Source organism: Rhizobium yanglingense (assembly GCF_977109285.1).
Window position 1 is genome coordinate 1,620,360 of record NZ_CDSAWY010000005.1, and the last position, 20,184, is coordinate 1,640,543.

Annotated in this window: 15 protein-coding genes and 10 pseudogenes; 18 read left to right on the forward strand and 7 right to left on the reverse strand. The window is 59.9% G+C overall.

All coding sequences use genetic code 11. The features are described 5' to 3' along the window. The first annotated feature begins 33 nt into the window (after nucleotides 1-33). Nucleotides 34-342, forward strand: coding sequence for a helix-turn-helix domain-containing protein (locus ACW4PC_RS17715; RefSeq protein ID WP_455874635.1), 309 nt, complete (start codon nucleotides 34-36; stop codon nucleotides 340-342). Here the strand turns inward: ACW4PC_RS17715 and ACW4PC_RS17720 are convergent. Then, a complete protein-coding gene (locus ACW4PC_RS17720) occupies nucleotides 339-1,766 on the reverse strand; it encodes an ArnT family glycosyltransferase (RefSeq protein ID WP_455874636.1) in 1,428 nt (475 codons plus the stop codon). The genes ACW4PC_RS17715 and ACW4PC_RS17720 overlap by 4 nt on opposite strands. A 652-nt stretch (nucleotides 1,767-2,418) precedes the next feature. Between ACW4PC_RS17720 and ACW4PC_RS17725 the strand changes: the two genes are divergently transcribed. The 17 genes and pseudogenes from ACW4PC_RS17725 (at nucleotide 2,419) to visR (ending at nucleotide 14,785) form a co-directional block, all read left to right on the forward strand. Then, a complete protein-coding gene (locus ACW4PC_RS17725) occupies nucleotides 2,419-4,047 on the forward strand; it encodes a methyl-accepting chemotaxis protein (RefSeq protein WP_455874637.1) in 1,629 nt (542 codons plus the stop codon). A gap of 63 nt (nucleotides 4,048-4,110) precedes the next feature. Continuing rightward, a complete protein-coding gene (locus ACW4PC_RS17730; RefSeq protein WP_455874638.1) occupies nucleotides 4,111-4,407 on the forward strand; it encodes an STAS domain-containing protein in 297 nt (98 codons plus the stop codon). Then, nucleotides 4,404-4,769, forward strand: coding sequence for a chemotaxis response regulator CheY1 (gene cheY1 / locus ACW4PC_RS17735; protein ID WP_003570362.1), 366 nt, complete (start codon nucleotides 4,404-4,406; stop codon nucleotides 4,767-4,769). The genes ACW4PC_RS17730 and cheY1 overlap by 4 nt, the downstream gene beginning before the upstream one ends. Before the next feature lie 17 nt (nucleotides 4,770-4,786). Further along, on the forward strand, nucleotides 4,787-7,069 hold the full coding sequence (locus ACW4PC_RS17740; protein WP_455874639.1) for a chemotaxis protein CheA: 2,283 nt from the start codon (nucleotides 4,787-4,789) through the stop codon (nucleotides 7,067-7,069). A 4-nt stretch (nucleotides 7,070-7,073) separates the two neighbouring features. Then, a pseudogene (locus tag ACW4PC_RS17745) lies at nucleotides 7,074-7,543 on the forward strand (chemotaxis protein CheW). After that, a pseudogene (locus tag ACW4PC_RS17750) lies at nucleotides 7,540-8,449 on the forward strand (protein-glutamate O-methyltransferase); the annotation flags it as partial. The pseudogenes ACW4PC_RS17745 and ACW4PC_RS17750, both read left to right, overlap by 4 nt. Nucleotide 8,450: 1 nt before the next feature. Further along, nucleotides 8,451-9,050: pseudogene (locus tag ACW4PC_RS17755) on the forward strand (response regulator); the annotation flags it as partial. A 100-nt stretch (nucleotides 9,051-9,150) separates the two neighbouring features. Next, nucleotides 9,151-9,414, forward strand: a complete 264-nt coding sequence (locus ACW4PC_RS17760) for a chemotaxis protein CheB (RefSeq protein WP_455875049.1) — start codon at nucleotides 9,151-9,153, stop codon at nucleotides 9,412-9,414. Continuing rightward, the gene (locus ACW4PC_RS17765; protein ID WP_455875050.1) at nucleotides 9,341-9,505 is read left to right on the forward strand and encodes a chemotaxis protein CheB; all 165 of its coding nucleotides are present in this window, start codon (nucleotides 9,341-9,343) and stop codon (nucleotides 9,503-9,505) included. The genes ACW4PC_RS17760 and ACW4PC_RS17765 overlap by 74 nt, the downstream gene beginning before the upstream one ends. A gap of 3 nt (nucleotides 9,506-9,508) precedes the next feature. Continuing rightward, nucleotides 9,509-9,896: pseudogene (locus ACW4PC_RS17770) on the forward strand (response regulator); the annotation flags it as partial. 10 nt (nucleotides 9,897-9,906) lie between these two features. After that, a pseudogene (gene cheD, locus ACW4PC_RS17775) lies at nucleotides 9,907-10,456 on the forward strand (chemoreceptor glutamine deamidase CheD). Nucleotides 10,457-10,472: 16 nt separating this feature from the next. Next, a complete protein-coding gene (cheT, locus tag ACW4PC_RS17780; protein ID WP_039843953.1) occupies nucleotides 10,473-10,862 on the forward strand; it encodes a chemotaxis protein CheT in 390 nt (129 codons plus the stop codon). 376 nt (nucleotides 10,863-11,238) lie between these two features. Beyond that, nucleotides 11,239-11,595 carry a hypothetical protein gene (locus tag ACW4PC_RS17785; protein WP_455874640.1) on the forward strand — a complete coding sequence of 119 codons (357 nt, stop codon included), beginning with the start codon at nucleotides 11,239-11,241 and terminating at the stop codon, nucleotides 11,593-11,595. A gap of 39 nt (nucleotides 11,596-11,634) precedes the next feature. Then, entirely contained in the window at nucleotides 11,635-12,207 is a 573-nt protein-coding gene (locus tag ACW4PC_RS17790) for a flagellar M-ring protein FliF C-terminal domain-containing protein (protein ID WP_455874641.1), read from the forward strand. After that, nucleotides 12,167-12,721: a hypothetical protein gene (locus ACW4PC_RS17795; protein WP_455874642.1), complete on the forward strand. Its 555-nt coding sequence runs from the start codon at nucleotides 12,167-12,169 to the stop codon at nucleotides 12,719-12,721. The genes ACW4PC_RS17790 and ACW4PC_RS17795 overlap by 41 nt, the downstream gene beginning before the upstream one ends. Nucleotides 12,722-13,282: 561 nt before the next feature. Further along, nucleotides 13,283-14,026: pseudogene (gene visN / locus ACW4PC_RS17800) on the forward strand (transcriptional regulator VisN). Between the two features lie 9 nt (nucleotides 14,027-14,035). Continuing rightward, nucleotides 14,036-14,785 carry a transcriptional regulator VisR gene (gene visR, locus ACW4PC_RS17805; protein WP_455874643.1) on the forward strand — a complete coding sequence of 250 codons (750 nt, stop codon included), beginning with the start codon at nucleotides 14,036-14,038 and terminating at the stop codon, nucleotides 14,783-14,785. A gap of 56 nt (nucleotides 14,786-14,841) precedes the next feature. Here visR and ACW4PC_RS17810 read toward each other — a convergent pair. The 6 genes and pseudogenes from ACW4PC_RS17810 to motA all read right to left on the reverse strand — a co-directional run bounded on the left by ACW4PC_RS17810 (nucleotide 14,842) and on the right by motA (nucleotide 20,040). After that, nucleotides 14,842-15,281, reverse strand: a pseudogene (locus tag ACW4PC_RS17810) (hypothetical protein). 5 nt (nucleotides 15,282-15,286) lie between these two features. After that, nucleotides 15,287-16,367 (reverse strand): annotated as a pseudogene (flhB, locus tag ACW4PC_RS17815) (flagellar biosynthesis protein FlhB). A 129-nt stretch (nucleotides 16,368-16,496) separates the two neighbouring features. Beyond that, nucleotides 16,497-17,538 (reverse strand): annotated as a pseudogene (gene fliG, locus ACW4PC_RS17820) (flagellar motor switch protein FliG). Between the two features lie 28 nt (nucleotides 17,539-17,566). Then, nucleotides 17,567-18,155 (reverse strand): annotated as a pseudogene (gene fliN, locus ACW4PC_RS17825) (flagellar motor switch protein FliN). A 64-nt stretch (nucleotides 18,156-18,219) separates the two neighbouring features. After that, nucleotides 18,220-19,161: a FliM/FliN family flagellar motor switch protein gene (locus tag ACW4PC_RS17830; protein ID WP_455874644.1), complete on the reverse strand. Its 942-nt coding sequence runs from the start codon at nucleotides 19,159-19,161 to the stop codon at nucleotides 18,220-18,222. A 6-nt stretch (nucleotides 19,162-19,167) separates the two neighbouring features. Beyond that, a complete protein-coding gene (motA, locus tag ACW4PC_RS17835) occupies nucleotides 19,168-20,040 on the reverse strand; it encodes a flagellar motor stator protein MotA (RefSeq protein WP_455874645.1) in 873 nt (290 codons plus the stop codon). Between the last annotated feature and the right edge of the window lie 144 nt (nucleotides 20,041-20,184).

Genomic DNA, 20,184 nt, shown 5'->3' on the forward strand with positions numbered 1-20,184 from the left:
CGCTCTCTCCCGGTCTGGAATTCCTGCTCAAAAGTGACATATATGGCTTATATTGATCAATATGGGTGGATTGAGATCATGGGTCAAGGCGCAAAGGAGACGATTCTCACGCCTGCTTTATGCCGGGCGGCACGCGGTTTGCTCGATTGGACGCAGGCCGAACTCGCCTTCCGGGCATCGGTTTCGCGCAGTACAATACGCGACTACGAAGGGCAGAACCATGAAATCCACCGCGCCACCGAGGCGCAGCTGCGCCTGGCCTTCGAGGACGGCGGTGTTCGCTTCGTTGAAATTGAAGGAGCGGGGACAGGGCTTTGCCTGCCTCCCGCGGCCAGTCCTTAGCTCGGCGGTCTAAGGCAGCTGGCAGGCGCTTTGTAGGCATTGATCGTCCTGCCGCGGTAGTAGCCGTCGGCCGGCTGCCAGCTTTTGACCAGTTCCGGTGCCGCGGCTGCGCAGGTCAGTTCGTTGCGGGTGACGAAGAGAACCTGATCCTGCACATCCACCGGCAATGCGAAGTTCTGCTCGTAGTAATTGTCCGGGAAGCCTGTGGGCGGACGCGAATAGATCTTGAGCGGTTCGTTCCTGAGCGTATGGAACATGTCGGCGATGAAATCGCGATTGTCGGTGACGACGATGCCAAGTCCGGCCTGCTTGGCTAGCACACCGGCTTCGCGGCTGATTTCGCTGCGGCCGAGATAGCGCTTCATCGCTTCATTGCCGCCCGGAAGTATCAATTGATGCGCAAAGATCGTCGCAAGCGGAAAAAGGAAGCTCGCAACGCCACCGACGATGAGCGAAATGCGCAGGCCCTTCGGCCATAGCTGCGTGAGCACCCAGACGGCGAGGACCGTACCTGCGACATAGGCCGACACGCCCCAATTCGCCTCGGCTTTGGCGACGAAGGCCTGCAGGGTGATCAGCAGGACGACGGGCATGGAGAGCCAGATGAGGAGCTTTTCTTTCTCGCCGCTCTTGCCTTTGAGCATGCGCCAAATCGCCCAAAGCATCGCGAAGAAGACGATCGGCCCGACGACCCCGAACTGTGCGGCGAAGAATTCAAGCGCGCCGCCAAAGTTCAACTGCATCTGGTCCCACTTCGCGATGTCTTCGGTGTGGCGCACTGTGGTCGCGTCATGGGTGACGTTCCACCAAAGGTTTGGTGAAGCGACGGCGAGGGCGGCGGCGACCGAAATGAAGAAGTCGCGCCAGGCAATCCGCGCAGCCGGAACCAGAAGCAGCGCGATCAGCCCGCCGGGAACGACAAAAAGGATCGCGTATTTCGACAGGAAGGCGCAACCGAAGGCGACACCCATGACGAGCGCAAGTGCGCCCGAGCGCTTCTCGGTCAGTCTGAAATAGGCCCAGAGGCCGATCGTCATGAAGAACAGGAGAACGACATCGGTGGAGAAGAAGACGGAGGAGAGCGCGACGGCAGGCATCGTGATGTAGATGACACCGGTCCAGCCTTCGATTTCGGGACCGGCAACGCGCTTTGCGAACTGCATCAGCAGCAATGCCGTGGCCATATGCACGAGAGGCCCGCAGAGCCGCACCCAGAAGATGTCGGTTGAGCCGGCAATTTCCGTCATCGACCGGATGAACCAGGCAATCATCGGTGGCTTCGAATAATAGCCGAAGTCGAGATTCTGCGACCAGAACCAGTATTGCGCCTCGTCGACGAAGAAATCCGTCGTGTCGAAATGCAGCGTCACAATACGCCACACGGTGACGGCAAGAATGATGAAAAAGCCGGTTCTGGCAGTCATGAACAACTTCCGCTGAGCTTGAGGCGCCTGCGATACATCAGAGGAAGAGGGCTGCCAACGGGGCGGCGCAAGAACGCCGCACTATGCCGCAGGCGGCAACTGCATTCAGAGCACGCGGAGGGTGAGGCTGCCGCGATTGGCCTCGATCCGGTCGAGCAGGGCGATGGCGGCCAGCGTAGCGATCGCGATGAGGCAGGAACCCAGTCCAAGAACAATCATTGCTCTATCCTTAACGACATCATGTCATGTCTGAGGTGCCGGATATAGCATGGAGCTTGCGCGGGACTTGTAGCGCGCCTGCAACTGCGCCGGACTATTTCGTTGAACGTGCTCGAAATGCTTGGAAAGGGCGCTTTGTTAAAACGCCTATTAACCTTCAAGCAAGGAATTAACCATAAACATTGCGAGACACGTCGGAATGGGAAGATGTTTGCTCGTTCCCACCAGGCATGAAGCCGTCCCGCCGTACCGGCTCGATCCGGTATCCATCTCTTTTCCGAAACAGATTTGCTGATCGGGATACTTCCGCCGTCCGGTTTGCGCCGGTGGCGACAAAGGTCGTTTCCCTGCATTGCGCTCGTCGGATGGAGCACAACGGTTTTTCACCGGACCTTGTCCGGAATGTGGTTGGGGATAGGCATTGGGGCAGGACATGCCATCAGATCAGGCCAAGGGCGCGCAGGCAGGCAGCCTTCGCGATCGCCTGCGCTTTGCCGGTCTCGATGCCGCGCAATGCGAGGCGGTGCGCCGTCACCGGCCGATGCTCGAAGCCCGGCTGAAGAGCGGTCTTCGCGACCTTTTCCAGCGCTTCCAATCTTTCCCGGACGCGGCCTGCAATTTCCAGAACGATCGCCAGCTCGATCGCCTGCACGATCTTCAGTCCACCCACTGGGACGTGCTGACCGATGCGCGCTTCGACAGCCTCTATGCAGAGCGCGTCAAGGTTCTTTCCGATAGCGAAAGTAAGATGGGGCTCGATCCGCGCTGGCACGTGGCCGGCCATGGCGTCATGCTGGAGCATATCATTTCCGGTCTTGCGGGCGAGCTCGCAGGCAAGCCGCTGCTGCCGGGCGCCAAGCGCCGCGCGAAAGAAATCTCCGAGATGATGACGGCCATCATTCGCCTCGTCATGGTCGATGTCGAAATCGCCGTTTCGCTTCGCTTCAACTCACTGCGTGCCTCCCAGCAGCGCGCGCTTGCCGAGCAGCGTGAAAACGACAAGGCGGAAATCGCCCGGATTTTCGGTGACGTGGTCGACGGCCTGGCGGCCCGCGACCTGACCGTGCGCGCAGCCACCGATGGCGATGCCTACGCCGATATCGCCGTTGCGCTCAATGCGGCACTCGACGGCGTTCAGGCTGAATTTGCGGCAATCAGCGAGCGCACGGCAAAAGCCGAACTCTCCACGCGTTCGCTCGCGGCTGCCTCGCAGGGCTTTTCGGGCAATGCAGCCGGTCATTTGCAGCAACTCATGACATCGGCAGCAGCGCTTGAAGCAATCGCCGGAAGCGTCCGCAACGGCGCATCGGAAAGCCGCGCTGCGGAAATGGCCGCGGCCTCCACCCGCGCGGCGGCAGAAGAGAGTGGCCAGGTCGTCGGCCACGCCATCAGCGCGATGGCGGATATCGAGCAGTCCGCCGAAAAGATCGGCCAGATCATCGGCGCAATCGACGAGATCGCCTTCCAGACGAACCTGCTGGCTCTGAACGCGGGTATCGAAGCCGCGCGTGCCGGCGAATCCGGCCGCGGCTTTGCGGTCGTGGCGCAGGAGGTGCGGGCACTTGCCCAGCGTTCTGCCGAAGCCGCTCGCGAAATCAAGTCGCTTGTCACGACGACCAAGGCGCAGGTCGACGCCGGCGTTCAGATGGTCGGCCGCACGCAGGATTCGATCGGCAACATCGTGCGGCAGGTAACCGGCATCAATGCGGCGATCGCGACGATTGCAAGCCAGACGGGCGAGCACGCGGCAAGCCTCGACACAGTGACAGCTGACGTCAAGGCGCTTGGCGGGCAGGTTGCCGACAGCGCGGTATCCGCCAACCGCGCAGCCGAAGGCGCCGATCATCTGCACACGGTGATCCTCGAATTGGGGCAGACGATCCGCGCGTTCCGCATCGCCCGCGAAAATGCCCGTGTCGAGGCCGCGCCGCTCAGCGCTTCCCGCCAACGCAGTCTCGAAATCGCGGCCCGTCCCGCCACGCTGGACGAGCAATACGACAACGAGGATTTCGGGTTTTCCCGTCCGGCTGTGAGTTTCGGAGGCGGCCGGAATGTTTACTAACCTATCGGAATATGACCTCGCCTTAGTTTTGCGGGCACGGGACAAGGGGACAAGGAAAAGCTGATGGCAGCAAAGAAGAGTGGGAAGACGCTGAATTTGGCAGCGGTGCTTGACCTCAACGAGGCTTCGGCCTTGCGCGACAAGCTTATCTCAGTGCGTGGCAGCGATCTTTCGATCGATGCGTCCGCCGTTGAGCGTCTCGGTGGCCTGTGCGCTCAGGTCCTGATGGCTGGCGCGAAGACCTGGAACGAGGACAAGCATTCGTTCACCTTCACGAAAGTGTCCGATGCATTTCACAAAACCATGCAGCTGGTTGGCGTCGACATCGACCACCTGCTTGCCAAGGAGATCCGGCAATGAAGAAAAAAGTGCTTACCGTGGACGATTCACGGACCATCCGAAACATGCTTCTCGTGACGCTCAACAATGCGGGCTTCGAGACGATCCAGGCAGAAGACGGGGTTGAAGGCCTTGAAGTCCTGGAAGAATCCAACCCGGACGTCATCGTGACCGACATCAACATGCCGCGTCTCGACGGTTTCGGCTTCATCGAAGGTGTTCGCCGCAACGAGAAGTATCGGGCGATCCCGATCCTGGTGCTGACGACCGAAAGCGACGCTGAAAAGAAGAACCGCGCCCGCCAGGCCGGCGCCACCGGCTGGATCGTCAAGCCGTTCGACCCTGCCAAGCTGATCGATGCCATTGAGCGCGTAACCGCTTAAACCCAGGATTCTCTCCTATGGATATGAACGAAATCAAAGAGATCTTTTTCCAGGAATGCGAGGAACAGCTCGCCGAACTGGAATCCGGTCTCATGAAAATGAATGATGGCGATCGCGATCCGGAAACCGTCAATGCGGTGTTCCGTGCCGTCCATTCGATCAAGGGCGGTGCCGGCGCCTTCGGTCTGGACGATCTCGTCGCCTTCGCCCATGTGTTCGAGACCACACTTGATTGCGTTCGTTCCAACAGGCTTGAGCCGACACAGGATGTCCTGAAGGTCATGCTGAAATCGGCCGACGTGCTTGCGGACCTCACCAATGCCGCCCGCGACGGCGGCAGCGTCGACGAGAGCCGCAGCCGCGGCCTGGTGAAGGAACTGGAAGCGCTGGCGAACGGAGAGCTGCCGTCTCCTTCCACAGCCGCTGAAGCGCCGACACCGAAACCTGTGGCAAAGGCGGCGCTTGCGCCTACCCCCGTGGCGGAGGCCCCTAAGGCGGCCGATGACAGCGGTTTCCAGCCGATACCCTTCTCCTTCGACGATTTCGGCGGCGAGGAAGAGGCCGGCTCCGGTCTTCCGGTCTATGAAATCACCTTCAAGCCGCGCTCCGACCTCTATTCGAAGGGCAACGACGCCACGCTGCTGCTACGCGACCTCTCCCGCCTCGGCGAGATGAGTAGCTACTGCAACATGGAAGATCTGCCGGGCCTCGACGATCTCGATGCCGAAGCCGCCTATTTCAGCTGGAATATCACGCTGAAGACGGACAAGGGCGTGGATGCCATCCACGCCGTGTTCGAATTCGCCGAATGGGATTGCGACCTGGCCGTCAAGGCGGTCGAAGCCGCAACCTCTGTATCGTCCAACGACGAACTGCCGATGATCCCCGTTCCCTTCGACCTTTCGATCCTGGATGAGGGTGCCGCCGAGGCACCGGCGGAGCCGAAGTCGGATGCTGCAGCTGCCGTGGCCGCCGCCGAGACGGCTTCAAACGTCACCCAGATGGCGGCCGCCGCGGCTCGCGTCGAAAAGAAGGAATCCGCCGCTTCGGCTGCCGCAAGCGCTGCCGCCGCTGCCCAGAACAATGCCGCAGCCGGTCAGACGATCCGTGTCGATCTCGATCGCGTCGACCGCCTGATCAACCTCGTCGGCGAGCTGGTCATCAACCAGGCGATGCTCTCCCAGAGCGTCATCGAGAACGACACGACCGGTACGTCGTCCATCAACATGGGTCTCGAAGAGCTGCAACAGCTCACCCGCGAGATCCAGGACTCGGTCATGGCGATCCGCGCGCAGCCGGTTAAGCCGGTCTTCCAGCGCATGTCGCGCATCGTCCGCGAAATCGCCGACATGACGGGCAAGACCATCCGCCTGATTACCGAAGGTGAAAACACCGAAGTCGACAAGACGGTCATCGACAAGCTGGCCGAACCACTGACGCACATGATCCGCAATGCGGTCGACCACGGCATCGAAACGCCGGAGAAGCGTGCAGCAGCCGGCAAGAACACCGAAGGCACGGTTCGTCTGACGGCAAAGCACCGTTCCGGCCGCATCCTGATCGAGCTCGCCGACGACGGCGCCGGCATCAATCGCGAGAAGGTTCGCCAGAAGGCAATCGACAATGATCTGATCCCCGCCGACGCTAACCTTTCGGACGAGGAAATCGACAACCTGATCTTCCTGCCGGGCTTCTCGACGGCCGACAAGATCTCCGACATTTCGGGCCGCGGCGTCGGCATGGACGTCGTCAAACGCTCGATCCAGGCCCTTGGCGGCCGCATCAACATCACCTCGCGTCCGGGCCATGGCTCCGTCTTCACGATGAGCCTGCCGCTGACCCTCGCCGTCCTCGACGGCATGGTGGTCACGGTCGCCGGCCAGACGCTTGTGGTACCGCTGACCGCCATTGTCGAAACACTGCAGCCGGAAGCTGCTGCGATCCATTCATTCGGTGCGAACCACCGTTTGATCTCGATCCGTAACAGCTTCTGCCCGCTGGTCGATGTCGGCCGCATCTTGAACTTCCGCGCAACGCAAGCAAACCCGGTCGAAGGCGTCGCACTGCTGGTGGAATCCGAAGGCGGCGGTCAGCGCGCGCTCATGGTCGATGCGATCCAGGGCCAGCGTCAGGTGGTCATCAAGAGCCTCGAGGCGAACTATACGCATGTGCCGGGCATCGCTGCGGCAACGATCCTCGGCGACGGGCGCGTGGCGCTCATCCTCGATGTCGATGCCGTCGTCGGCGCCTCACGCGGCCAGGCACTGAAACCTGAAATGTCGTTGGCAGCAGCTGGATAGCGTCATGTCGTACACCGTGAAAAATCTGAGCCAGGGGGATCTGCGAGCTCATCGCGTTCCGCATCGGCGACCAGGAATTTTGCGTAAACATCATGTCGGTTCGCGAAATCCGCGGCTGGACGCCGGCAACGGCCATGCCGCATTCGCCGGCTCACATGAAGGGCGTCATCAACCTGCGCGGCGCGGTGCTGCCGATCATCGATCTTTCGGCGCGGCTCGGCATGAAACCCGCCGAGCCGTCGGTACGCCACGTCATCATTGTCGCGCAGGTCCGGCGGAAGGTCGTCGGCCTGCTCGTCGACGCGGTCTCGGACATCCTCACCGTGACCGACGACAATATTCAACCGACGCCGGAAATCTCTTCCGACATAGAGCGCCAGTTTGCCCGGGGCATTCTTGCGATCGAAAAGCGGATGATATGCCTGGTCGAATTGGAAGCCCTGCTACCCCGATACCGAAAGCGAAGCTGCATGAATGCGTTGAGTGCAAAAGATCTCAGGCAGGGGAACCCGGACGAAGTCCTGGCGAGCGGCGAATATCCGCTGACGCGCCGTGATCTATGGAAACCGCCGCGATGATCTACTCGGATGCAGGGATTTTCCTGAACGAGACCAAGGCTTCGCTGGTCTATTCGCGTCTTTCCAAGCATATCCGCAATCTCGGCCTGTCAGGTTTCCGCGAATACTGCTCGCTGGTTTCTTCGCCTGCGGGCGCCGCGCCGCGCCGCGAAATGCTTTCGCACCTGACCACCAACTTCACGCGATTCTTCCGCGAGAACCATCACTTCGAGCACCTGCGCGACCACGTGCTGCCGGAGCTTCTCAATCGTGCCAAGACGGGCGGGCGTGTCCGTATCTGGTCGGCCGCATCGTCCGATGGGCAGGAGCCCTATTCGATTGCGCTGACCGTGCTTTCGATGATGCCCAACGTCGCCGACTACGATTTCAAGATCCTTGCGACCGATATCGACCCGAAGATACTCAATCTCGCTCGCGCCGGATGCTACGACGACACGGCGCTCGAAACCGTATCGCCGGCCATGCGCAAGCAGTGGTTCAAACTGGAAGTCAACGTCGTATGCGCCGCAAATTCCAGGTCGATGACCGTGTCAAGCGCCTGATCACCTACAACGAGCTGAACCTGATGGCGAAGTGGCCCTTCAAGGGCAAGTTCGACATCATCTTCTGCCGAAACGTCGTGATCTATTTCGACGAACCGACGCAGATGAAGATCTGGTCGCGCTTTGCCGAACTGCTGCCGGAAGGCGGCAATATCTTCAACATCGGCCACTCCGAGCGCGTTTCCGGCGAAGCAAAGCATGTCTTCGACAATATCGGCGTTACCACCTATCGCCACACCACAAAAGGATTGGGAGAAAGGGATGAGCGCACCGGCAAGAGTTCTCGTCGCTGTCATGACTTCCCGACGATGCGCGGACTGATCAGCGCCGTCCTGAGTTCCGACCCGGACGTCAACGTCATCGGCCAGGCGGGCGATGCGCTGGAAGCGCGCGAGGCGATCAAAAAGCTCAATCCCGATGTCGTCACGCTCGACATCGAGATGCCGAATATGAACGGCCTGGAATTTCTCGAGAAGATCATGCGGCTTCGCCCCATGCCGGTCATCATGGTCTCCACCATGACGCATCGCGGCGCGGAGGCGACGCTCGCCGCGCTCGAGATCGGGGCCTTCGATTGCGTCGGGAAAGCCTGCCCCCGGCGAGCCGCGTCCCTTCGGCGATCTGGCCGAGAAGGTCAAGGCCGCCGCGCGCACGCAGCGCCAGTTCGTGCAGCCGCCAGAGTCTCCGGTTCCGCCGGTATCGGTCGCCGATTTCCGGGTCGGACGCAAGATCGTCGCGATCGGTTCGTCGACGGGCGGCGTCGAAGCGCTGATCGCGGTGCTGCAGAAGTTTCCGGCGAACTGCCCGCCGACGGTCATCACCCAGCACATGCCGCCGACCTTCACGAAGAGCTTCGCCGACCGGCTGAACCGCCTCTGCGCCCCGGTCGTGGAAGAGGCGACGGATGGCGCGCGCCTAGCAGACCGGCAAGATCTATCTGGCGCCGGGCGGGGAACGCCATCTGCAGGTCGCGAATGCCGGTCCGCACCCTGCTGCCGGCTTGTCGAGCGCGATCCGGTCAACGGCCATCGCCCCTCTCGGTCGATGTGCTCTTCAGATTCCGTCGCCGAGCTCGCCGGCCGCAACGCGCGTGGGCGTGATCCTGACGGGCATGGGCCGCGATGGCGCGGCCGGGCTCTTGAAGATGCGCCATGCCGGCGCGCGCACTCGTCGGACAGAACGAAAAGACGTGTGTGGTCTATGGCATGCCGCGCGTGGCCTATGAGCTCGGCGCGGTGGAGCAGCAGCTGCCGCTGGCCTGCCATCGGCGAAGAAATCCTGAAACTGACCAGCCGCCCGCAAAGGAAGGTGACTGACTAATGCTTCGATCGCGGAGAAAGATCAAAGTTCTGATCGTCGACGATCAGGTCGCGACCGCCGGCTGCTGCTCAGCGATGCGCTGACCCAGCTCGGCTTCAAGCAGATCACGGCCGCCGGCGACGGCGAGCAGGGCATGAAGATCATGGCGCAGCAGCCGCATCATCTGGTGATCTCGGACTTCAACATGCCGAAGATGGATGGTCTCGGTCTGCTGCAGGCCGTGCGCGGCCAACCCGGCCACCAAGAAGGCCGCCTTCATCATCCTGACCGCGCAGGGCGACCGCGCGCTGGTGCAGAAGGCCGCCCAGCTCGGCGCCAACAACGTGCTGGCCAAGCCCTTCACGATCGACAAGATGACGCGCGGCGATCGAGGCGGTGTTTCGGAGCGCTGAAATCGATGTCGAGGCTGCGGCCACGCCGCGTTCATATCATTCAGGGCGAGTGGAAGGTCCTGAGTGATCCCGACGTGGTTTTGACGACGATCCTTGGTTCGTGTGTGGCTGCCTGTCTGCGATATGCCGTTGCCGGTGTCGGCGGTATGAACGACTTCTCTCCCAGGCACGGGTAACACGCCGATGAATGGCGGAGACGCAACGCGCTATGGCGTTCACCTGATGGAATTGCTGATCAACGGCCTTCTGAAGCAGGGCGCGCGCCGCGACCGCCTGGAAGCCAAGATTTTCGGCGGGGCGAAGACGATCTCGACTTTCTCTAATGTCGGCGAACAGAACGCCGCCTTCGCCATGCAGTTCCTGAGGGATGAAGGCATCCCGGTCGTCAGCTCCAGTACCGGCGGCGAACACGGCCGCAAGCTGGAATACTGGCCGGTTTCGGGCCGCGCGCGCCAGTACCCGCTGACCGGCGCTGAAACGCAGAAGACGGTGGCTCTCGAACAGCGCCCTGTCGCACCCCACAAGCCGGTCGAAAAGAGTATCGAATCTTTCTGATGACAAGGATCTTTCTATGACTTTCAGTGGAACGATAGAGCTGCCTTCGCCGGTCGAAGCGCTTCCGGATATCCTTATGCGTATCGTTTCCGAACTGCATGATGTCGCCTATCTCATCGAACGCATCGAGCCGCAGCTTCTCGAAATCGGCGGTGCCGATGTCCTGCACTCGCCCGATAGCATGAAGATCATGCAGGGCATCGATCTTGCCGTTCAGAAAACCCGCGGTCTCGCTGAATTCATTGACACGATCACCGGCGAGATTCCGCAGAGCTGGGCTGTCGACGTTGCGACCGCGCTCAGCCTGGTCAAACTTGCAGAAATGCAAAAAGCGCTCGGCGGTGCCACGCGCCACGGCCATTCCCAGCCGCTCAGCAAGGCGGCGGGCGACTTCGATTTCTTCTGATTTGAAAGCTCCCGACCTGCCCTGACGAAACGCTCGCACAAGTTTCGCCGTCTATCAACAAATGAGGCAATAAGCCTGTTTTGTCTTTCTGACGGATCGTGCGAGAACAGAATGAATCTGTTAAATCAATTAGTTCAGCTCATTGAGAACTTAGGTTCGCTGGGGCGAACACGCTTGTTGGCGCTCGCTGGCGTTGGCGTTTTTTCAATTGCAATTATCTTGGCTGCTGCCCTTTCGTCAACAAGCCGGCGCAGGAAACGCTCTATGTCGGCCTTGATACCCCTGACCTCAACCAGATCAGCATGGCTCTTCCGCGGAAGCCAATATCGGCTTCCAGGTCGGTTCCGACGGCTCAAGTATTACTGTGCCTGCCGGTATGACGGGCAAGGCCCGCCTGCTGCTTCTTGCCGAGCGGGGCCTACCCGACGGCGCCAATGCAGGCTATGAACTCTTCGACAATGTCGGCTCACTCGGCCTCACCTCCTTCATGCAGGAAGTCACACGCGTGCGTGCGCTGGAAGGCGAGATAGGCCGCACCATCCAGTCCATTTCAGGCATCACCGCTGCTCGCGTCCATATCGTTATGCCGGAAGTCGGGAATGAGGAAACTTCCGTAAGGCCGAAGCAGAAGCCCGACAGCCTCCGTCATGATCGGGGCGAGCGCTGCGAGGCGGGCCGCCGTGCCGCCACCTCGAATTCGCCACCTCGTCGCCTCAGCCGTGCCGGGGCTTGATGTCGATGACGTGACGAATGTCTTGATTCCGCCGGCCAGTTGCTCGCGTCTGGGGACGAGGCAAGCAACAGCTCGCTGAACCGCTCGCTGAACATCGTCCAGAACGTCCAGCAGGAAGTCGAATCGAATATCGACAAGGCGCTGGCTCCGTTCCTCGGCATGGATAATTTCCGCTCCAGCGTGACCGCCGATCTCAACACGGATGCGCAGCAAGAAATTCAGGAAACCGTCTACGATCCGGAATCAAAGGTGGAGCGCTCCGTGCGCGCGACCAAGGAAGCCTCGCAGTCGCAGCAGAAGCAGTCCGATAGTGCAACGACCGTCGAGCAGAACGCTTCCCGCAGGCCGCCCCCGAGCAAGGTGGCAGCAATAGTCCGGAATCGCAGGACAAGTCGGACAAGAAGGAAGAGCAGACAAACTACGAGATCAACAGCAAGACGACGGCCACGACTCTGCAACAGCTATGAGATCGAGAAGCTCTCGATCGCCGTTGTCGTCAACAAGGGCCGTATCGCCCAGATGGTCGGCGAACCTGCGGATCAGGCGAAGATCGACTGCTCACCTCGCCGAGATGCAGAAGATCGTCTCGTCGGCAGCCGGTATCAGTGCTGATCGCGGCGACGTCGTCACGGTGACGGCCATGGACTTCCTCGAGAACCAGCTTCTCGAAGATGCCGCCGGCGGCGTTCGCGTCCTCGACATGCTGAGCCGCAACCTGGCGGGCATCATCAACTCGCTGGCCTTCCTGGGCGTCGCCTTCGTGGTGGTCTGGATGGGCGTGCGGCCCCTGGTGCGCAGCATCAGCGGTGGCGGTGCGGGCGTCATCGGCGACACGTCTTCAGAAAGCGTTGGCCTGGAGCGGCCTCGATTTCGCACCGGCCGGTGGAGCGGCTGCCGGCGGCGCGCTGATGGACGGCTTCGGTTCGGACTTCGGCTTCGACAGCACGGAGGATCTGCTCAGCCTGGGCGACGACGACGGAAACTTCAACCGCCGCGTCAAGGAAGGCCCGGAGCGGAAGCTCGCGCGAATGGTCGAGATCAACGAGGAACGCGCCGCGAAAATCCTCAGGAAATGGGCAGTGGACAACGCCGCCTAAACGAAAGGCCGGGAGACCGGCCTTTTTAACGTCTTCACCCGCCCGCTCGCCAGATCACGGATTTGTTATCGGTAGCTGCCGTGCGGGACATACTTTACACAAGATTGAAAAGGGCACTCGATTACTCCAGATCGAGGCGAAAGCGGAAGTCTCTCTTTAAACAAATAAAAAGTAAATCGCTTGGTAGGAAGACTGCTAAAGCCGAAAATTTTTTCTGTAAATACATATTCATATGTCACGCGCTGCAGCGGCGGGTTTTTTCTCTCGATACTCGAATTAATGTTAGCTATGTTTAAAGTATATATGAATTGTGGCGCAGAATTACTTATATGGTGACTCGCCTAAATGGAGTGGCGTGTTGCGAGATTGAGATAATCACCATAAGATTCCAGACACCTTAATCAAGCGATGTCTGAGCGCGAATCACGCGCACGGAAAGCGGCAAGAGTAAATCCCAAGAACTCGGATATGGTAGTTTCTATCGTCTGACTTACCCTTGGGTGATTCGTTCAGTCATTGCCGCAGGCCGGCGTCGGCCCTGCGCAGACAATGCCTTGCAGGAACGGGCACTCAGCCGCGGGACGTCGCCTATGGATATGCACATACTGCTTAAGGGCGAAAATCAGGTCGCGAATTTCGTTGGTCTCCAGGCCGTCAATCTTTGCTCTCGCCAGGAGCTCATTGGGCAGCTCAGCGAAATTGCCGACAGCGGGAGGTTGCAGGTCGCGCTTCGCACCCTGACGGACTACGTTGGAGCGTCCCATTACCTGCTGGCGCGATCCGACCTCATCCAGGAGGCCGGCCTCGATTTCATCGTGTCCTCGGACTGGCCGTTCGATCTCGTGAAGGACCTGGCGACGTCACTGACGAGCAGCTATGCACGCACGACCGAGCTGGAAAAGTGCGTGCCGCTCTTCCAGCCAAATTTTGATCTTCTGCCCGACAATGCCGACGTGCCGGATGGCGCCAGCCGCCAGTATTGTTCGTTGACGTTAAATGTCGGCCGTTCGCGGCTGTGCCGCTGATGTTCCTCTTCGGATGACGGCTTCATCCTGTCACCGGAGCGGCTGCGGGACGTGGGACTCCTTGCAAGTTATCTTGCAAGTTCGCTCCGGGGCGGGGGCGCCCGGGCGGCGCGCGATTTTGAGTTGACGGAGCGGGAGCTCGAATGTCTCTTCTGGATCGCCGAGGGCAAAACCAGCGATGAGATCGCGATGATCCTCGGCATCTCCCGCAATACCATCAACAACTACATTACGAGCGTCATGCGAAAGACGGCGACCAAAACTCGCTCCGAGGCCATAGCGTTTGCGGTGAGAAATAATCTCGTCTAAGGGGAATTTATGGGGCATTCGTCAAGCAGGGCGATCGGTAGTACGGAACACATACGCAGCGTGCGCTTCAACAGGATAAGCAGCCGCTCCGACCTTTTTCCGCGGCTGGTCGCGATGCAGAAGCTGGCGGATGCCCAGAATTTTGCGGTCTACCGGATGAGCGGCTCAGGTCTGCCGGCGAAGCAGCGCCTGGTCTGCGAACTGGAAAACTGGGGACCTTCGGCAGCGGCGGCCGCAAGCAAGGCCCTTGTGGACGCTTATGGCGATGCGCTGCTGGACCATATCGAGAAATCGCTTTTGCCTCTGTCTTGGGCCGGCGGCCATGATCGCGCCGCGCCCGGTTCAGCCGATTTCGCGCCATTCATGGCGCGGCTGAAGGACGGCATTCTGCCATTTTCAGGCCTCGCTTTTCCGGTGCGGCTCGGTGCTGCAGGAAATGGCTTCGTCGTCCTTACCGGCGATTATATTGATCCCGGCGGTGACATGATCGTAGAGCTTCATGGCCGTAGCTGCCAAATCATGATGGATCTGCTGTCGCTGGACGAACGCCGCGCGGCGGCGGCAGAAGCGTTGAGCGAGCGCGAGATCGCTTGCCTGCAGCTTGCCGGCGACGGACGCATCAGCGAAGAGATAGCTGACAAGCTCGGGCTCTCGGTTCATACGGTGAATGCTTACCTCGGCTCGGCGACGATCAAGCTGGATTCGGTCAATCGCATCCAAGCAATCGCCAAGGCGATTCGCCTCGGCTACATCAGCTGACAGGCCCGGCGCGGCGGACCGGCCGGGCTCTTTATGCCTGATGTTGGAAAGCTCGATCAGCCGGCTAGCGCCTGCAGCGGCCGGGTATTGTACCGGCTTTCGCGCAGGCTGCGTTCGAAAAAGGCCGTGTTCACGTCTGGATCGGAGGACGGTTCATGAAAGGCGATGTGATTGATCTCGATGCCGGCATGCTCCTCCGCCAGGGTCAGCTGCGCATAGACCGTCACGCCGTGCGGCTTGATCTCGAGATCGAGGACGACCTCCGGCTTGCCCCCCATTCCAGCGTGTAATTGCCTCCAAGGCCGAAATTGACCGTGCCGGGATGAAAGAAGAGCTCCGCAGCCGAGGCCACCAGATCGGCGATGCTGCCGTAATACTCGAAGCGCAGCAGCGAAATCAGATCCGAAGCGTCGAGAAGCCGAAGCTCGGTCGCAACCGGGCTGATGGCTTCGGCAAGAATTCTTTCACGCTGAGAAGAGTAGGGGCATTTCTTCATTCGGCTTATCTTACCCGTTTGTTCCTGGCGTCGGCGGCGTAAACCCGGTGAATGAGCTCTGCCACTGCCTTGTAGAATACTGACGGGATGACACTATCGATCGAGACTTGCGCAAACATGGAGCGTGCAAGGGGCGGATCTTCGAAAACCGGAATTCCGTTCTTTTCGGCTATCTCTCTGATTTTCAACGCAATGAGGTCCTGACCCTTGGCGACGCACCACTGGCGCATCGTTTTCTTCGCGCACGTAGCGCAGGGCCACGGCATAGTGCGTCGGGTTGGCGATGACGAGCGTGGCGCGTTCGACATTGGCAATCATGCGGCGGCGGGCACGGTCGCGCATCAGCGAGCGCTGGCGGCCCTTCACGAAGGGATCGCCCTGGGCCTGCTTGTTTTCTTCCTTCACTTCATGCCGCGTCATCTTGAGTTCGGTGAACCAGTGATGCCGCGACCAGAAGAAATCAGCGATCGCAACGACGGCTGTCGCGAAAAGCACGACCAGCACGATCTTGCGCATGATCTTCATCGTCCGCTCGAAAAAGGTTTGCGGGTCGGAGAACATCGCATCGATCGCGTTGAAATATTCGCTCTTCAGCACGAAGAACATGATCACGCCGACGATCAGGATTTTGAACAACGATTTGCCGAATTCGATGAGGCCGGGCAGGCTGAATATGCGCGAAAAGCCCTTGGCCGGCGAAAGGCGCGACAGCTGCGGACGGATGCGTTCGAGAACCGGAGTGGGCAAATTCTGGCTTATGGATGCTACGACGCCGAAGATCATGAACAGCAGCATGGCCGGCGTGAGAAGCACGGCGCTCACCCAGCCGAGATGAACGAAGAGTGACATCGCGTCCGGCCCGGTCTCGATCTTCCACTGGTCCGGCTGCTCGAAGATGTCGCGAAGCAATTCGCTGACGCGGCTGATGCCGTCGGGCAGATAGAAGGTCAGATAGATGAAGGTCGCAAGAACGGTGGCAAAGATGGGCACTTCGCGTGAGAAGGGCGTATTGCCTTTCTCGGCCGCATCGGCCTGCTTTTTCGCTGTCGGGGCTTCTGTTTTGCTGTCCTTGTCTTCATCAGCCAAGTTCGCGGCCCTCCATCAATGGAAAGGGCCGCGGCAAGGCGCGGCCCGTTCCGAAAAGCGTAGTCTCGTGGTGCATCGCGATCAACGCCGTGAGCGGCCTCTCGTCGGGTTGTCAACAGAAGCAGAAGCTTAGGCGGCTGCCGGCGCTTCGCCCTCCATCTCCTTGAGCTGGATCTGGCCGGAATTTGCCAGACGAATCGCTTCCTGGGCGACAGCACGCCGGGCAATGGCGATCTCGCGCGGATTGATGCCGACAGTGCCGCTCTGCAGGTCCGATTCGATCATTCGTCGCTGGCGCGGGCTGATCGACGAGAGAACGGCTTCGCGGATTTCGGCCGACGCGCCACGCAAAGCCATGGTAAGAATGTCGGCGGAGATATCGTTGAGCAGCATGACACGACTGCGCTGCGGCATGAAGAGAATGTCGTCGAAGAGGAAGATCTTCGGGCGAACCTTGTTGACGGATTCGCGGCTGATCGACTCCAGCGAAGTCAGCAAGGTATCGACCTGCGGCTTGTCCATCTCGTTCATGAGTTCGGCAACCTTGTTCGAACCGATCGAATTCTTCTCGGCCTCGACCTCGGCCAGCAGCGTCATCACCTGCTTTTCGATAATTTGCGCGACCTTGGGGCTGACGGCATTTCAGGTTCACGGTACGGTTCATGATGTCCGCGCGGCGACTGTCGGGAAGCTGCATCAGCACCTTGGCGCCGAAGGAAGACGGCATCATCGAAAGGATATAGGCGACGGTCTGCGGATGTTCGCGCAGCAGGAACTTGCCGATGAAGGCCGGATCGCCCTCGCCGAGACGGTCCCAGATTGAGGTTTCGTATGCCTGGAACGCGGTGCGGCGGCCGAGAAGGCTGTCCACCTCGTCCGGGGTCAGGCCCTCCTCGAGAATGCTCTCGATGGCCTTGGCATTGTCCATAAGGCCGGCGCCTTCGGTAAAGAGATCTTCGAATTCGGCTACCAGGCCAAGAAGTTCATCCGGCGGAATGGCCCGCAGAGCCTGTGCGGAAGAGATAATCGTCTGCAACTCGGCCTGGGTGAAATACTTCAATAGCCGGCCTGCGACTCCCTTCCCCATGGCGAGGAGTACAGCCGCTGCCTTTTCAGCCTGGGTCAACGGTTTCCCGGCAAGTGCGCCGCCGAAATCGTCAAAGTCCATCATGGTCTAACCTCTCCGCCCCTAACCGGGGTCAGGCTTTTCTTGTGCTCAAAACTTCTATCAATTTAACCCCGAAGCGGGTGTCGTCATTCTCCAGGACGGTGATTTCGCCACGTGCGATCTTGCGGCCGTTCACCATGATTTCAACTGGCTCGCCGATCTTCTTGTCGAGGGCGATGGTCGCGCCTTCGTTGAGATTCATCAGGCCGGAAACCTGCATGCGGCTGCTGCCGAGCATGATCTGGACGTCGATCGGAATGTCCATGATCAGTTCGAAGTTCGAAGACAGCGCGCTGCCGAGCGGTGCCGGTTCGGCGCTCGCGCGCGGACAAAGCGGTATCACCGAAATCCGAAGTGCCGCCAAAGTCGCCGCCGCCGAAATCGCTGCTGTCGAACGATGTCGCGGCTGCGCCATCGCTGCCGAAATCGCCGAAGGCCGACAAATCGGTGCCGGTTCCGGCGCCGAATGCATCGGCTTCTTGGCCCAACTCCGCAAGCCCGCCGTCCGAATCCTGCTTCAGAACCCCGCGGAGATCATCGATCGCCTGGTCGAGATCAGCTTCGTTGCCCGCAAGCTCCAGTGACAGATCGTCGTTCTGCTGTGTTTTCTTCGTAGCCATGAAATCACTATTCCAGTTGAAACTTGCCTCAAACTGCCGTCGCAGCCGAGGGGAGGGGAACCGATTAATTCATTAAATGACGGATGAGCTCGTCGTCGGAGCTGATCGTATCTTTGACCCGGACAGTATAATTTTCGCCGGAACGCCCGAATTCGCACACATACAATTCCTTGCTGTTGGCGCTGACCTCGACACGGACGTCGCCAGTGTCGCGGAACGGAATGACATCGCCCGGCGCGAGCTTGGAGATGGTGCGCAGCGTCAGATCCTGAAGGCGGATTTTCGCGTCGAGCGTCACATGCGAACGGTGGACCTGTTCGGTGAGCTGTTCGGTCCATTCCGTGGACTTGGTGGACTGGTTCGTTGCCTTCGGTGCGGAAATCTGCGTCTTGAGCAGCGGCGCCTGGGGAACGATCACCGAGAACTCCGAGGTGATACCCGAAAGCGTGATTGACATGTTGATGGCCGAGGCGAATTCGTCCGGCATATCGCTGGAAGGATGGGCGCGGAATTCGTGCGGATGCGGCGGCTCAAGGTTCGGTTCGAAACCGCCAGGTGCATTGACGGCGGAACGGAAGACATTGGCGATCTTCTCGAAAACCATGACCGCAAGTTCAAGCTCGATGACCGAAAGCGACCGATCGGCCGGCTGTTCGATCGTATCGGACGCAGCCCCAAGCAGGTTTTCCATCAGTGTGATGACGAAGCTGTTGCCGCAGGCAAAGGTGATGTTCTGCGACCAGTTGCGCAACGTCGCCTCGACGAGGGTCACGTTGGCGTCGAGTTCGGCAATCAGATCGTTCTTGTGGCCGGAACTGCAGCCGAGATAGGCGACGGCGATGTCCAGCCCGGTTTCGCTCTTGAAGATATCCGGCAGGAATTCGCCATAGACCTCCGACAATGAAGCGCAGCGCTTTTCTATGGTCGCGCGGTCGCCGAGGCGTCCCGTCAGCTTCGCAAGAAGGACCGGATCCATTGCCGGCCTTTGAGGGGAAAGGTTGCTCATCGTCGTTTAGGCCGCCTTGTTCTCGCCACCCGGGTTCATCATTTCCTGTTCGACCGCGTCGATTGATGGACGCTCGTAGGCAGAAATCGTCTTGCGGCCGTATTCGAGGGCCACTTGCGGTACAGAGCCGTTCATGTAGGCAAGCAAGGTCTGCTTCACGATGACGTAGAGGCGATGCTGCTTCGTGCGCACGACCTTGATCTGGGAGACGAGCGGCGAGCAGAGGCAATAAGACAGCAGAATGCCGAGGAATGTGCCGACGAGCGCCGAACCGATCAGGTGGCCGAGGACTTCCGGCGAATCGTTGATGTGCGCCATGGCCTTGATGACGCCGAGAACGGCGGCAACGATACCGATCGCGGGGAAAGCGTCGCCCATGATCTGGATGGCGTGATAGGGCTTCATCTTGTCGTGCAGGATCGTATTGATCTCTTCGTCCATCAGAGCCTCGATCTCATGCGAGCGGGCATTGCCGATAATGATCAAGCGTACGTAGTCGCAGATGAATGCCGTCAATTCCTTGTTCTTCAGGATCGTCGGAGCTGACAGGAAGATCGAGGATTCGGCCGGATTGTCGATATGCGCCTCGATCTCGTTGCGTGATTTCGTGCGCAGGTCGCGCATCAGCGAATAGAGGACACCCAGCGTATCGAGGTAATTCCGCTCCTTGGGCACCGTGTGCTTGAAGGCTTCACCGAGTGCCTTTCCGGAATCCTTCACCACCTTCATCGGGTTAGCCATGATGAAGCTGCCCAGGCCGGCACCGCCGATGATGACGAGTTCGAAAGGCTGCCAGAGTGCGTCGACATGGCCACCCATCGCCATGAAGCTGCCAACGATGCAGCCGCAGGTAATCACAAATCCGATAATGATATTCATCGTCAGTCCAAACCTGAACGTTGTTCTCAACCTCAGGGATAGGGTTGCTGGCTTGCGTGAGGCTGATGGTTGGCACTTTCGAGCCCGCATTCTGCATGCCAGCTTCGCACAAGGATTTGCCGTCAGGTTCAAGGTGACGAATGG

Bases quoted from the DNA above. Each gene is read 5' to 3' on its own strand.
- ACW4PC_RS17720 (WP_455874636.1), bottom strand. From the start codon at position 1,766: ATGACTGCCAGAACCGGCTTTTTCATCATTCTTGCCGTCACCGTGTGG.
- ACW4PC_RS17725 (WP_455874637.1), top strand. From the start codon at position 2,419: ATGCCATCAGATCAGGCCAAGGGCGCGCAGGCAGGCAGCCTTCGCGAT.
- ACW4PC_RS17730 (WP_455874638.1), top strand. From the start codon at position 4,111: ATGGCAGCAAAGAAGAGTGGGAAGACGCTGAATTTGGCAGCGGTGCTT.
- cheY1 (WP_003570362.1), top strand. From the start codon at position 4,404: ATGAAGAAAAAAGTGCTTACCGTGGACGATTCACGGACCATCCGAAAC.
- ACW4PC_RS17740 (WP_455874639.1), top strand. From the start codon at position 4,787: ATGGATATGAACGAAATCAAAGAGATCTTTTTCCAGGAATGCGAGGAA.
- ACW4PC_RS17765 (WP_455875050.1), top strand. From the start codon at position 9,341: ATGCCGGCGCGCGCACTCGTCGGACAGAACGAAAAGACGTGTGTGGTC.
- cheT (WP_039843953.1), top strand. From the start codon at position 10,473: ATGACTTTCAGTGGAACGATAGAGCTGCCTTCGCCGGTCGAAGCGCTT.
- ACW4PC_RS17785 (WP_455874640.1), top strand. From the start codon at position 11,239: ATGACGGGCAAGGCCCGCCTGCTGCTTCTTGCCGAGCGGGGCCTACCC.
- ACW4PC_RS17795 (WP_455874642.1), top strand. From the start codon at position 12,167: ATGCAGAAGATCGTCTCGTCGGCAGCCGGTATCAGTGCTGATCGCGGC.
- visR (WP_455874643.1), top strand. From the start codon at position 14,036: ATGGGGCATTCGTCAAGCAGGGCGATCGGTAGTACGGAACACATACGC.
- ACW4PC_RS17830 (WP_455874644.1), bottom strand. From the start codon at position 19,161: ATGAGCAACCTTTCCCCTCAAAGGCCGGCAATGGATCCGGTCCTTCTT.
- motA (WP_455874645.1), bottom strand. From the start codon at position 20,040: ATGAATATCATTATCGGATTTGTGATTACCTGCGGCTGCATCGTTGGC.